The sequence below is a fragment of the Thermobifida fusca YX genome, assembly GCF_000012405.1.
Classification (GTDB): Bacteria; Actinomycetota; Actinomycetes; order Streptosporangiales; family Streptosporangiaceae; genus Thermobifida; species Thermobifida fusca.
In genome coordinates this window covers 421,393-433,877 of record NC_007333.1, presented here as the reverse complement: position 1 = coordinate 433,877, position 12,485 = coordinate 421,393, and the positions used below count along the sequence as shown (strand labels likewise).

11 protein-coding genes and 1 tRNA gene are annotated in these 12,485 nt (G+C 67.3%); 5 read left to right on the top strand and 7 right to left on the bottom strand.

Annotated features, from left to right (window positions below; genetic code table 11):
- Positions 1–58: 58 nt before the first annotated feature.
- Positions 59–2,794, top strand: a complete 2,736-nt coding sequence (gene secD, locus TFU_RS01925) for a protein translocase subunit SecD (RefSeq protein ID WP_011290834.1) — start codon at positions 59–61, stop codon at positions 2,792–2,794.
- Between the two features lie 71 nt (positions 2,795–2,865).
- Here secD and rsmI read toward each other — a convergent pair whose 3' ends face one another.
- Positions 2,866–3,735 (bottom strand): 16S rRNA (cytidine(1402)-2'-O)-methyltransferase, encoded by an 870-nt coding sequence (gene rsmI, locus TFU_RS01920; RefSeq protein ID WP_011290833.1) that lies wholly within the window; start codon positions 3,733–3,735, stop codon positions 2,866–2,868.
- Positions 3,736–4,082: 347 nt separating this feature from the next.
- Here rsmI and TFU_RS01915 point away from each other — a divergent pair, with 347 nt between their 5' ends.
- Together TFU_RS01915 and TFU_RS01910 are read left to right on the top strand one after the other, a co-directional pair.
- Positions 4,083–5,900, top strand: coding sequence for a dolichyl-phosphate-mannose--protein mannosyltransferase (locus TFU_RS01915; RefSeq protein ID WP_016188146.1), 1,818 nt, complete (start codon positions 4,083–4,085; stop codon positions 5,898–5,900).
- Between the two features lie 322 nt (positions 5,901–6,222).
- The gene (locus TFU_RS01910) at positions 6,223–6,426 is read left to right on the top strand and encodes a cold-shock protein (protein WP_011290831.1); all 204 of its coding nucleotides are present in this window, start codon (positions 6,223–6,225) and stop codon (positions 6,424–6,426) included.
- On the opposite strand, the gene TFU_RS01905 is transcribed toward TFU_RS01910, so the two are convergent.
- On the bottom strand, positions 6,423–7,361 hold the full coding sequence (locus TFU_RS01905; protein WP_011290830.1) for an ion transporter: 939 nt from the start codon (positions 7,359–7,361) through the stop codon (positions 6,423–6,425). The two genes, TFU_RS01910 and TFU_RS01905, sit on opposite strands and share 4 nt — an antisense overlap.
- A 221-nt stretch (positions 7,362–7,582) precedes the next feature.
- On the opposite strand from TFU_RS01905, the gene TFU_RS01900 reads away from it, so the two are divergent.
- Together TFU_RS01900 and TFU_RS01895 are read left to right on the top strand one after the other, a co-directional pair.
- Positions 7,583–8,383 carry a phosphatase PAP2 family protein gene (locus tag TFU_RS01900; RefSeq protein WP_011290829.1) on the top strand — a complete coding sequence of 267 codons (801 nt, stop codon included), beginning with the start codon at positions 7,583–7,585 and terminating at the stop codon, positions 8,381–8,383.
- Positions 8,384–8,427: 44 nt separating this feature from the next.
- The gene (locus TFU_RS01895) at positions 8,428–8,745 is read left to right on the top strand and encodes a sec-independent translocase (RefSeq protein ID WP_011290828.1); all 318 of its coding nucleotides are present in this window, start codon (positions 8,428–8,430) and stop codon (positions 8,743–8,745) included.
- 16 nt (positions 8,746–8,761) lie between these two features.
- Here the strand turns inward: TFU_RS01895 and TFU_RS01890 are convergent, their stop codons facing one another.
- The 5 genes from TFU_RS01890 to TFU_RS01870 all read right to left on the bottom strand — a co-directional run bounded on the left by TFU_RS01890 (position 8,762) and on the right by TFU_RS01870 (position 12,416).
- Positions 8,762–9,268: a hypothetical protein gene (locus tag TFU_RS01890; protein WP_011290827.1), complete on the bottom strand. Its 507-nt coding sequence runs from the start codon at positions 9,266–9,268 to the stop codon at positions 8,762–8,764.
- 349 nt (positions 9,269–9,617) lie between these two features.
- Positions 9,618–9,833 (bottom strand): hypothetical protein, encoded by a 216-nt coding sequence (locus TFU_RS01885; protein ID WP_011290826.1) that lies wholly within the window; start codon positions 9,831–9,833, stop codon positions 9,618–9,620.
- A gap of 600 nt (positions 9,834–10,433) precedes the next feature.
- Positions 10,434–10,507, bottom strand: a tRNA-Ala gene (locus tag TFU_RS01880).
- Positions 10,508–10,704: 197 nt separating this feature from the next.
- Positions 10,705–11,280: a divisome protein SepX/GlpR gene (locus TFU_RS01875; protein ID WP_011290825.1), complete on the bottom strand. Its 576-nt coding sequence runs from the start codon at positions 11,278–11,280 to the stop codon at positions 10,705–10,707.
- 470 nt (positions 11,281–11,750) lie between these two features.
- On the bottom strand, positions 11,751–12,416 hold the full coding sequence (locus TFU_RS01870; RefSeq protein ID WP_011290824.1) for a GNAT family N-acetyltransferase: 666 nt from the start codon (positions 12,414–12,416) through the stop codon (positions 11,751–11,753).
- Positions 12,417–12,485: the final 69 nt, after the last annotated feature.

Here is a 12,485-nt window from a genome sequence, read left to right as displayed (position 1 = left end):
GCACCGATGCGCTGCTTTGTCCCCCAACCCCCTTTAACGTCGTGAAAGGTAATCCGTCTTGACTAGTTCACCGGGATCGGGGGCGCGCTGGCTCCGCGCGCTCATATCCCTGCTCATCATGGCCGGCGCGTTCACTGCCGGCTGGTTCCTGAAGCCGAAGCTCGGGCTCGACCTGAGCGGCGGCACCCAGATCGTCTTGGAAACCCGGGACGCCGAGGACGGCACCAAGGCCAACGCGTCCAACACTGACCTCGTCGTCGAGGTGCTGCGCAACCGCATCGACTCGCTCGGGGTCAGCGAAGCCACCCTCTCGCGCTCCGGGGAGAACCGGATCATCGTCGAACTCCCCGGTGTGCAAGACCCCACCGAGGCCGCCGAAGTGCTGGGGCAGACCGCCCAGTTGACCATCCACCCGGTGCTGGGCGTGGACCAGAGCATCGGCACCACGGGCGGCGGGATGTTCGGCGACTTCCGCAACGCCCCAGCTGACAACAGCGCGGAAGCCTCCGACTCCGAGGCGCAGGAGGAGGAGAGCCCGGCCGAAGACGAGGAAGGCTCGGAAGAGTCCACCGAGTCCGGGGAAGAAGCCGAGGCCGTCGACCCGGAGGACATCGCGCTGACCCTGCCCGACGAGTCCGGCACCCTGCTCCAGTTGGGCAAGCCCGCGCTCACCGGCGACCAGGTGGACCGGGCTGAGGCCACGCTCAACGAGCTGCAGACCGAGTGGCTGGTCAACGTCGAGTTCAAGGGTGCTGGCCGGGAAGCCTGGAAGAAGCTGACCGGTGAGGCTGCCTGCCACTCGCCCGGCGACCCGCGGCGGCGTATCGCGATCGTCCTCGACAACGAGATCATCTCCGCGCCCGAGGTGGACGCGAACGATGTGGCTTGCAACGTCGGCATGTCCGGTGGCCGCACCTCGATCACCGGCGGGTTCGACGCTGAAGAGGCCAAAGAGCTGGCCCTGCTGATCGAAGGCGGTTCCCTGCCGCTGCCCGTGGAAGAAGTGCAGCGGCAGACGGTCGGCCCGACCCTGGGTGCCGAGGCCATCAAGGCCAGCTTCATCGCCGGTCTCATCGGTATCGCGCTGACCGCGATCTACATCAGCATCTCCTACCGGTTCGCGGGCTTCCTCGCCTCGGTGGCGCTGCTGTGCTACACGGTCATCGCCTACGCGGCGCTGGTGGCGCTGGGTGCCACGCTCACCCTGCCGGGTCTGGCCGGTTTCGTCCTGTCCATCGGTATGGCGATCGACGCCAACGTGCTGATCTTCGAGCGGACCCGCGAGGAGTATCAGCGGCAGGAGAAGGTCTACCAGGCCAACAAGTCCGCGGGCATGCTGGACGCCACCGAAAAGGAGCAGGACGAGGCGGCTGCCGGCGTGGTAACCCGCCGTCGCCGCCGCGCGATCCCGCCGAACCTGCTCAAGTCGTTCACGGTCGGTTCGCAGCGGGCGTGGAGCGCGGTGCTGGACACCAACATCACCACGCTCATCGCTGCGGTCCTGCTGTTCTTCCTCGCCTCCGGTACCGTCCAGGGCTTCGGTGTGACCCTGGGCCTGGGCACGATCGCGTCGATGATCTCGGCGCTCCTCATCGCCCGCGTGCTCATGGAGTGGACGGTGTCCCGCTTCACTCCGCTGCGCCGGCTGTGGCTGATCGGTGCCGCGGCCGTGGTCGTGGGCCTGGTGGCGGTGCTGTCCGACGGGCTGCGTGTCGACAACGTGCTGCTGCTCGTCTCCGGCGCGCTGGGTGTGCTCGCGGTCTCTGTGGCGATCATTCCGCTGATCGTGCGGAAGTTCCCGCGGAGCAGCGGTATCGCCCACATCAGCGCGGTCCGCAAGTGGCTGGTGGAGCACAACCCGGACCTGATGAAGCGCAGCACGCTGTGGCTGGGCATCACCGGTGTCGTCACCGTGCTGGCGCTGCTCGGCTTCGCGGTGCGCTCCCCCAACCTGGGTGTGGAGTTCACCGGCGGCCGGGTGATGACCTTCTCCGTCACCGAGGAGCTCAACGCCGACCAGGCGCGGGAGCTTGTCGCGGGCGCGGGCTACGCGAACGCGGTGGTCCAGGAGGTCGAGGGCGGCGAGATCTCCGTGCGCACCGGGCACATCTCCGACCAGGAGGCCGCGAAGATCCAGGATGCCCTCGCCGAGGAAGGCGGCGAGGTCGAGCGGACCAGCGACGAGAAGATCGGCCCGAGCATGGGCAGCGAGCTGCGCAACAAGGCGCTGATCGCGCTGATCGTGGCGCTGGTGCTGCAGATGGCCTACCTGGCGTGGCGGTTCCGCTGGTCGTTCGGCTTGGCGACCATGCTGGCGCTGGCCTTCGACATCATCCTGGTGATCGGCCTGTTCGTGTGGCTGGGTAAGCCGATCGACGGCGTGTTCCTCGCCGCGCTGCTGAGCATCATCGGTTTCTCGGTGAACGACTCGGTGGTGGTGTTCGACCGGGTGCGCGACGAGTGGGCGCACAAGCCGAAGGGCGACTTCCGCGAAATCGCGAACTCGTCGGTCCTGCACACGCTGCCGCGGACCGTGAACTCGGGTATCGGCGGCCTGTTCATCCTGGCCGCGCTGGCGGTGCTCGGCGGTTCGTCGCTCACCGACTTCTCGATCGCGATGCTGGTCGGTTTGATCTCCGGCATCTTCTCCACGGTGTTTGTGGCGGTGCCGCTGGCGATCTGGTTGCAGCGGTTCGACCGGACACCGCCGCCGCACGAGGTCAAGGAGCGCAAGACCAAGCAGCGCAAGCAGCAGCGTGCGATCCGGGAGCGGACCGACGGCGCCGTCGTGTAGCCGAACGGTCGGAACCTCCCTGGGCGGGGGCGTGGTCCGGTGCGGGCCGCGCCCCCGTCGGCATGTGCGGGTCAGTCGCTGGGGGTGCGGTGGACCGCGTTGTACACCTCGCGTTTCGGCACCCCGTACTCTTGAGCGACCTGCTGGATGGCCTGTTTGCGGGGAACGCCCTGGTCTTCTCGGGCGGCCACGGCAGCCACCAACGCCTCCGGGGTGGCCTGCGGGGTGGTGCGCTCCGCGCCGCGGACGACGAGGGTGATCTCGCCGCGGGCGTGTTCGGCCGCCCATTCGGCGAGTTCCGCGAGCCCGCCCCGGCGGACCTCCTCGTAGGTTTTGGTGAGCTCCCGGCAGACCGCAGCCGGACGGTCCGGGCCGAACGCGTCAGCCATAGCGGTCAGGGTGGCGGCCAGCCGGTGCGGGGCTTCGAAGAAGACCATGGTGCGGCGCTCATCGGCGAGCCCTGCGAGGTAGGCGGCCAGTCCTTTGCGGGGCGGGAACCCTTCGAAGCAGAACCGGTCGGTGGGCAGGCCGGACAGCACCAGGGCGGCGGTCACCGCGGAAGGGCCGGGGATCACGGTCATCGGCACGCCGGCGTCCACACAGGCGGTGATCAGGCGGTATCCGGGATCGGAGACGCCGGGCATGCCCGCGTCGGTGACGAGAAGCACGTCGTGCCCGGCTTGGAGGTCGGCGAGGAGTTCCGCGGCCCGCTCCCGTTCGTTGGCGTCGTAGTAGGAGACGATGCGGGCGCCGCGTTTCCCGCCGGGACGCACCCCGATACGGGCGGCGAACTGGCGCAGCCGCCGCGTGTCCTCGGCGGCGATGATCTCGGCGTTCTCCAATGCCGCGCGCAGTCGGGGGGTGGTGTCGTCGCGGTGCCCGATCGGCAGGCCGGCGAGGGTGAGCGTGCCTGGCCGGGTGCTGCTCTGCTGGTCGGCCACTGGTTCTCCGTCCACGGTTGGTTAGAGGTTGGTTCGAGCGCGCACCGACCCCTGCTCTTCATGCCTCTTTGGCTCTAGTATGACCGGGACGGCACTGTCGTTTCGAACGGTGACGGGACGCCCACCCCTCCCACCGTGACTTTCCGACACCATGTCAGGACATTGCGCAATCTGGCGTGACGGTATGTGCCGCCCCATGTCCACCAGGGTGACCCTCGGCTCCGTTCGTCGAACGGGTGCGGGGTCCGGTGGGTGGCGAACAATACCCGCCACCGGGTCGACGGAAAGGAGTCGGCGTCTTTCCTAGGCGTGCGAGCGCCGCAGGGACGTACTCGCCTACCAAGCGCATGAGCACCACAGCCCTACAGGACAAGGTTTCTCCCTCGCCTGAGTCCCAGTCGCTGCGTGAGCGGCTGGTGCCCGCCCTGCCCTCCCCCGCCTGGCTGGGCTGGGTTGTCGCCCTCGTCGTCGCCGCGTTCGCCGGGGCGCTCCGGTTCATCCGCCTCGGTGAACCCGCCCAGATCTACTTCGACGAGACCTACTACGCCAAAGACGCCTACGGGCTACGCGAGTATGGCTACGAGCACGAAACCGTAGAGAACGCCGACGAGCTGCTGCGGAACGGCGTCTCCCACATCTTCGCCGGCGGCGGGGACTTCGTGGTGCACCCGCCGTTCGGCAAATGGCTGATCGCCCTCGGCGACACTGTGTGGGGGCTGCTGCCGTTCGGGGCGACGTTCACCCCGACCGGTTGGCGGTTCGCGGCAGCAGTGTTCGGCACGCTGTCGGTGCTGCTGCTGGTGCGGATCACGCAGCGCATGACCCGTTCGATCGTGCTGGGGGCGTCCGCCGGGCTGATCATGGCGTTGGACGGGCTGCACTTCACCCTGAGCCGCATCGCCATGGTCGACATCTTCTTGACGTTCTGGATCCTGGCGGGGTTCGGCTGCCTGGTGATCGACCGGGACCGCACGCGGGCCCGGCTGGCGGAAGCCACCGAAGCGGGGCGTGCCACGGTCAACGCGTTCACCGCGTGGTGGTGGACGGTGGTCGCGGACGCGGCCCGCGCCTTGGCGCCGTCCCAGACTGCGGCCGAGTCCGACGAGCAGACAGGCAAACACGCCCAGCCGGGGCTGCGGGAGCGGTGGGCTGCTGCCGCGGCCGCCCGCGCCGAACAGGCCCGCTCTCCCGAAGAGGCCGCGGTCCGCTGGCTGGGAGTGCGCTGGTGGCGGATCGCTGCCGGGGTGTGCCTGGGGCTCGCATGCGGTACGAAGTGGACCGCGCTGTTCTACCTTGCCGCGTTCGGCCTGCTCACCGTCGCGTGGGACTACGGGGCGCGGCGCAGCGTGGGACAGCGCCGGGTGTGGGGGCGTTGGCTGGGCTACGACGCAATCCCCGCGTTCTTCCAGATGGTGGGCACCGCCTTCGTCGTCTACCTGGCGACGTGGAGCGGCTGGCTGGCGACGAGCGGCGGCTGGGGCCGCCAGTGGGCGGACCTGACCCCCGAAGTCCAGTCCTACACCGGCTTCCTGCCCGGTCCGCTGCGCGAGGCCGCGAACGCGCTGATCAGCCTGGGTCACTACCACTGGCGGATGTGGAGCTTCCACAAGGACCTGGGGGAGCCGCACGACTTCGCCTCCCAGCCGTGGGACTGGATCATCATGCGGGTCCCGGTGGCGTTCTACTACGACGGGGAAGGCACCGACTGCGGGGCGACGGCGTGCTCGGACGCCATCCTGAGCATCGGCACCCCGGCGATCTGGTGGCTGTCCATCCTGGCCTGCGGGGTGATGCTCGGCTGGTGGGTGACCTACCGGGACTGGCGGGCCGGTGCCGCGCTGCTGGGGGTGGCCGCCGGGTGGCTGCCGTGGTTCGCGTTCCCGCAGCGCACCATGTTCCTCTTCTACGCGCTGCCGTTCCTGCCGTTCCTGGTGCTGGCCATCGTGCTGATGCTGGGGCTGATGCTGGGGTCGCCGGGGGACCGTCCCGGAACTTCCCCGTGGTCCCGGGTGGTGGGCAGCGTCATCTACGGCGTGGTCATGCTGCTGATCATCGCGAACTTCACCTACCTGTACCCGGTGTTGAGCGCGGAGACGATCCCGTACACGGAGTGGGCGGACCGGATGTGGTTCCCCACCTGGATCTACGGCAGCGGCGGCAACTGAGCGTGCCGCGGAAGGCCGGGGGCGCGCTGCAGACCGGGGCGCTCCCGGCCTTCGCTTTACCACAGAATCCGCGTCGTGCGCGTGTTAGAAAAGACACCTTGTAAAAAGCGGTCTTTCCGCGGAAATCGCGGTCGGAAAGTCTGCCCGTTTCGGGGCATGGCTGATACTGTCTAAAGCGGTTGCGGTCGTAGTTTCGGATGCCCTAGGCGTCCGCGGAACTTACGCGGGCGCTAGTCGGTTGGGTAGCTACTCCCGGGGACGGGCGCTCAGCAACCCGGGGCCAGCAGGGTGCGGTCCCGTTGTAGTCCCATAGGGAGAGCAGATGGCTCAGGGCACCGTGAAGTGGTTCAACTCTGAGAAGGGTTTCGGGTTCATCGCCGTGGACGGCGGCGGCCCGGACGTGTTCGTGCACTACTCGGCGATCGCGGGTACCGGCTTCCGGAACCTGGAAGAAAACCAGGCAGTCGAGTTCGAGATCGTTCCAGGCCCCAAGGGCCCCCAGGCTGCTGACGTGCGCGCGCTCTAAGCGCTCCGCCGACGTCGCCTGTTTTTTCTTCTGGTCCTTCGCCCTCGTTTGGCGGAGGGCCGTTTTTCATGCCGTGTGCTCTCCAGTGGGAGCACACGGAAGTTGGAGACTTCCTCCACGGCGACGCCGAGGGCCCGTAACTGGGCGGACAGCACCGCGACCTGGTCGCTGAGCTGCTCCAAGCGGAGCATGACCTGTTCGTGCTGGTGCAGTTCGATCTCCTGGTCCTCTGCCCAGCGGGGGGCGCTGACCTCCTCCTCCATCGTGGTCACGATCACACCGATGATGAGGTTGAGCACGATGAAGGCGCTGACCACGATGTAGCTGACGAAGAAAATCCACGCGTACGGGGCGTCCTCGATCACCGAGTCGGAGATGTCCGGCCAGTTCTCCATGGTCAGCAGCATGAACAGGGTGTAGAGAGTGGTCCCCAGGTTTCCGAAGTACTGGGGGGAGATCTCTCCGAAGAGCTGCTCGCCCATGATCGCCGCGGTGTACATGACGACGAAGAGCAGCGCGATCACCGTGCCGAGCCCGGGCACCGACCGGAAGAGCGCGTCGACGATGTACCGCAGGCTGGGGAGCACGCTGACGAGACGGAGCAGGCGCAGCACCCGCACGAGGCGCAGCACCGCGAACCCGCCGGCGAGCGGGATCAGGGAGATGCCGACGACGACCAGGTCGAACCAGTTCCAGACGTCCCGGAAGAACACGACACCGCGCGCAAGGATTCTGAGGGTCAGCTCCAGGACGAAGAAGGTGAGAAAGCAGCCCTCGATCAGCATCCAGTTGCGGTCCAGCCACACGAATCTGTCCTCGTAGGTCTCCAGCCCGAGGACAACCCCGTTGGCCAGGATCACCGCGACGACCAGGTTCTGGAACCACTGAGAGTCGACGAACCGGGCCAATGTGTCCCGCCACGCCCAGTTCGCCACCTAGACCCCCGTCCTTGGCTGTGTACACAATCCGCTGGGCCACACTAACGGGTCGCCGCCAAGCGTCGGCAAGCCACCCAATGTTCATAATCGTCCCATTGCGTTCCGTGGCGGGAAACGGACTGTCCAGTAAGGTTCGCCGCCCGGTCACGCGATTGCCCGATGCGCGTCGGGAGCGGGCTCTAAGCTGAGCTGCGCTGCAACGATCCCCGGGAGGAGTAGTGACGTCGCACCGGGCTGTTCTTCCGAAAGCACCTGCTCCCCGCCTACTCGCGGGGTGGCTGGCCGTGGCGGCGGGCGCGCTCACCGCGGTCACCTGGCAGGTGATCGTCGGGGGCCCGGTGACAGCACTGGACTGGCCGGTCCACGCGTTCGTCGACCCGCGCCAGCCGGAAGGGCCGCTGCTGTGGGCCGCGGTCGCCACGGCCCGGTTGGGACAGCGGCTGATAACCATCCCGCTGCTGGTCGGGTTGGCGATATGGGCGATGCGGCGGGGACGCGGATGGCGCCCCCTGGGGGCGGTGCTGACCGGTCTCGGGTCGCTGGCGGTGCTGGGCACGCTATTGAAGGTGGGGGTGGGCCGCACTCCCCCGGTGCTTGAAGTGGACACCGTCTCCCCGGGTGCGGGCAACATCGCGGCCTGGGTGTACGCCCTGCTCGTCCCTGGCGCGCCCCCATTCGACGGGTATGTGTCGTTTCCTTCCGGGCATGCGGCGAACGCGGCGCTCACCTACCCGTTAGCGGCCTGGCTGCTGTTCGGCGCCAACGGAGTGTTCCCGCACGCGCGGCGGCTGCGGTACGCGTTGGGCTGCTCCCTGCTTCCCGTGGCGGCCGTGGGCGTGCTGGTGACCGTGCTGGACTACCACTGGCTCAGTGAATCTGTGGCGGGCTGGCTGCTGGGCGCCGTAGTGCTGCTGGTGGCGCTGCTGGTGCTGGAGGCGCGCACCCCCGACCGCGCGGCTCCCCCGCACCAGCACGCCATGAGCCAGGTCATGGCGGACGAACCCCCAGGAAGCGGTTAGTCTGCTACCAGGTCGGTCCGTATGGGGTCTGTGGAGGAAGAGGCATGTTCAACATCGGGGCTGGTGAGTTCCTCGTCCTGAGTGTGCTCGCTCTCCTCATCTTCGGCCCCGACCAGCTTCCCAAAGCGGCGGCGCAGGCCGGGCGCGCGCTGCGGCAGCTCCGGAAGATGGCCGACAACGCGAAGCGGGACATCCGCGAAGGTTTGGGCCCCGAGTACAAGGACTTCGACGTTGCCGACCTCCACCCGAAGCGGTTCGTGCAGAAGCACTTCTGGGAAGCGGTCGATGAGGAGGAGTCGTCGCTGAGCGTGTCGGCCCGGTTGAACGGCCGCCGCCCGCCGTTCGACAACGAAGCGACCTGACCTCGTGCGCTGCTGCTCAGCCCACCATGAGCAGGATGAGCACGACCACGGACAGCACCACCGCGGAGCCGATGATGACGGTGAGGGAGCTCACCGCCGCGGCAAGCACTTCCACGGCGAGCGTGCCGCAGATGAGCGCGGCTGCCCACGGCCACCGGGGCGCGGGATCCCAGTCGTAGAGCCGTTCCCGGTAGAGGGTGATGAGCAGGGCGATGCCCAACGCCAGCCAGAAGAGGACGTGGCCGGTGAGCCGCACGCTGACCGGAAGGTAGTCGGCGCTGCCCGCCGAGCACATCACGTAGAGCGTGGTTCCGCTGATCAGGCCCCAGCGGCCTTGGGGGCGTTCCGGGCGGATGGTTTTGACCCGGGCGGGGGTGGTGCGGCGGAATTCCTGTCCCGGCTCGGGGGCGGGTTCGTGGGGGACGGTCGTGGACTCGGTGGCGGAGGATTCCTCGGCGCGGGGTGAGGGGTCTTCAGCGGGGTAGTAGCCGCCTTCCTCATACTGTTTCGGCCTGTCTGTCACGTCGCTCCTTCCGTTTCTGGCCGCGCCGCAGGCGGACGGCGGTTCAGGGCGCCGCCCGGTCCGTGGTGGTTCCTGCCGAGAATTCGCCTGGAAACATGACCCGGGGACGTGACAGTCAATCCTCAGTTACCCGCGGGCAACCTCAGCCACCGGTGTTCGGGGCAGGCCACGGCATCGCCGCGGGTAAAGACACGGTGTTCTCTTCAGCGGGGAGCGTGGTTACGGTCTCCCGTTTCCGGGGTTCGGTCACTGCCGTTAGGAAGCCGCATGGTGCTGCAGGGCTCCCACACAACCGGCGCCCGGTGCCAAGGCACCGGGCGCCGGAGTCACAGCTAGAGAAGCGTGGGGTTTACCACCACGTCCAGCCGCGGAGGATGGTCACCACGCCGTCGTCGCCGTCGGCGAGAGCGTCAGCCACGTCGTCGACGATCTCGACAACCTCGGTGCCCAGCCACCAGGTCCAGCCTCGGAACTCGGTGCCGGGCGCGTCAGCGGACGCTGTGCCAGCGGATCCGAAAATGACCGCAGCCGTCAAGGCGGCTACTGCGCAAATCTTCTTGATCACAATGCACCCTTCGGTTGTTACTTGCGTCCATCCCCGTGACACAAGATGGCCTATAAGGTGCGAAATACACAATACCCAGAAGGATCACTTTTCTTCGCATCATCCCCATTGGGATTCTTCGCCGACATACTCGCCATTGCACCGCCATCCCGGCAGAGAACACGGAAAAGTCCACGTCAACGGCGGTCTATGCTTTCTCGGCGTGCACAGAACGTGGTCGCAGTGATACGTGGCAAGGGCACTACTGACCGCGTCACCCGCCCCGCAGCACAGGTGCTCAGTGCCCCGCACCCGTCGCAGACTTCGGTTCCGAAACTATTTTTCCCAATAGGGAACTCTTTCCTTTGCGAAAGAGGCACAAAGCAGAGGTTTCGGTACAGGACTTCGGTGATGTTCTCGCTATCCGCAACCTTTCCCCTTTGCCGTCCGCCGCAGCTCTCTACGCCCTGCTCACCACAGCGAATTCCACACTGTTTCCCCAGGCTGTGGACAAGCGCATTCCCCCACTGGCGCGCCTGTTGAGACAATGCCCACACCCTGCTGCGGCGCGGCGGAAAAAGAAAGATCCCGCCCCACCCAGCGGTGGAACGGGATCTGCTGTGGAGCTAAGGGGATTTGAACCCCTGACCCCCTCGATGCGAACGAGGTGCGCTACCGGACTGCGCTATAGCCCCTTGCTTGTACGTCACGTGAGCACGTCACGTACGTATAAGAGATTACCAGCTTTGGAACGCTGCTTCGACCAGACCGCTCCTTCCCCGGCCCAGGGTTAGGACTCGGGCCCGACCACTCACCAGCGTACCCTGCCCCAGACGAGCCAAGACCCGCCACCGGGCACGGCCACTACCGCCTCCCGGCTCCGCTTGCTGCCTCAGTCCCCCGCCGCCCGACGCTGCGCATCGGTGTACTGGTCGTAGACCTGGTTGCGTTTCAACTCCACAACCCGGGCCCGGCGGGCGGCTTCCGCGGAACGCCGCGCCCGCTGCCGGGCCCGGCGACGCGCCATCATGGCAGCCCGCCGCTCCGCGTCCGCCTTGGCCGCCTCACGCAGCAGCACCACGTGTCCCGCCATGAGCAGAACCGGAGGGACCAGCACCCACCACGGGCCCAACCCCGCCGCCACCGCAATCCCCGTGCCGACCAGCAGCAGCGCCAGAGCAGCGGTACGGCGACGGCGACGCGCGATGATCCGCGCCCGGCTGACCCGGTACGGCCGGGGAGCGACGGGCGGCGGCTCAGCCCGAGCGGCGTGCTCGGCGTCCGGCTCGGTGTCCTCCTCGTCCTCGGCTTCCCCCTCACCGCCGGAAGCCTCGGACAGCTCCTCATCGACCAAGTCGCGGCGCAGTCCTTCGGCATCCGGGTCCGCGGCGTCGCGGCGCAGCAGCATCGGCACGAGGACCAGGATCCACACGGCCACGATGGCCAGGTAGAGAGGAGAGCTACTCACTGCCCCTCCTCGTGTCGCCGATCCGTGAACGCCGCTTGGCGTTGCCTCCGCGTGCCCTCCGGTGCCGGGTCCATGGGTGGCTCACCCCATAAACGGGCGGCCCGCAGGCAACGACGAGGCCCCCTTGGGAGCCGTTCTGCCCGTCGTCATCCTGCCGTCCCCCACACACCGCATATACACCACACTGTCCGCATCACTGATGCGTCTTCTTCGCACCGTACGACCCGGTGTCCAGGAATGTGCGGTATTGGAACCGGAGTGTCGTGAGATCTATTCTTGTCCCCTATCTCCGAACCATGCTCCCATCACGGAAATCGCTGGTCAAAGACGACAGGACAGAAAGCCTCCCAACAGATACGGAGAGTAGCAAACGGTTGGTCACCACGCCCGGAATTCACACGCTCCGTTTTCCCATTCCGGGAACGTCGCTTCTCTTTCACCCTCGTCCGTTTCGCCCCACCCCAGGGGGTTCAGTGAGGGCGGTCGGGACGGCCTGGTGACGCTCCGCGCGTCTTCTCCGAAACGGTATCGCCCCGCTGTTCTCGCACCTTCCTCCACCGAGCGAGCAAACCGCCCGGAACGTCCTCGACGGTAAGGGCGTAACAGAGATGATCGCGCCACTCACCGTCAATATGCAACTGACGCTTACGGAGCCCTTCCTCACGAAAGCCGAGTTTCTCCACGACCCGCCGGCTTTTGTGGTTCTCCGGGCGGATATTAGCCTCGACGCGGTGCAGCCCCACCGTGAAAAAGGCATGGTCGACCGCCAACGCGACTGCGGTAGGCATCACACCCCGCCCGGCATAGTCGCGGTCAATCCAATAGCCGATCTGCGCAGACCGCGCCGACCCCCACGTGATCGCCCCCACCGTGATCTGGCCGATGAACCGGCCCTCCCAGGTGATAGCCCACGGCATCGCGATCCCCTGCCGGGCCTCCCGGCGGATGGACTGCACCATGGCCACATAGGCGAGCAGGCTGTCACTCTGCGGCGGAAGTTCTGGATGGGTGGGCTCCCACGGGCGCAGCCATTCACTGTTGCGGGCCCGGGTCTCGCGCAGCGCCGGAGCATCACGCAGCCGGAGCGGACGCAGGACAACCTTCCCCTCCGCTAACGACACCGGCCAACCACGCATCCGTCTCACCGTTCCTCGCACCACCCGACAGAGTCCATCATCCTCCGCCGCGTCCCAAGGCGGGAAGAC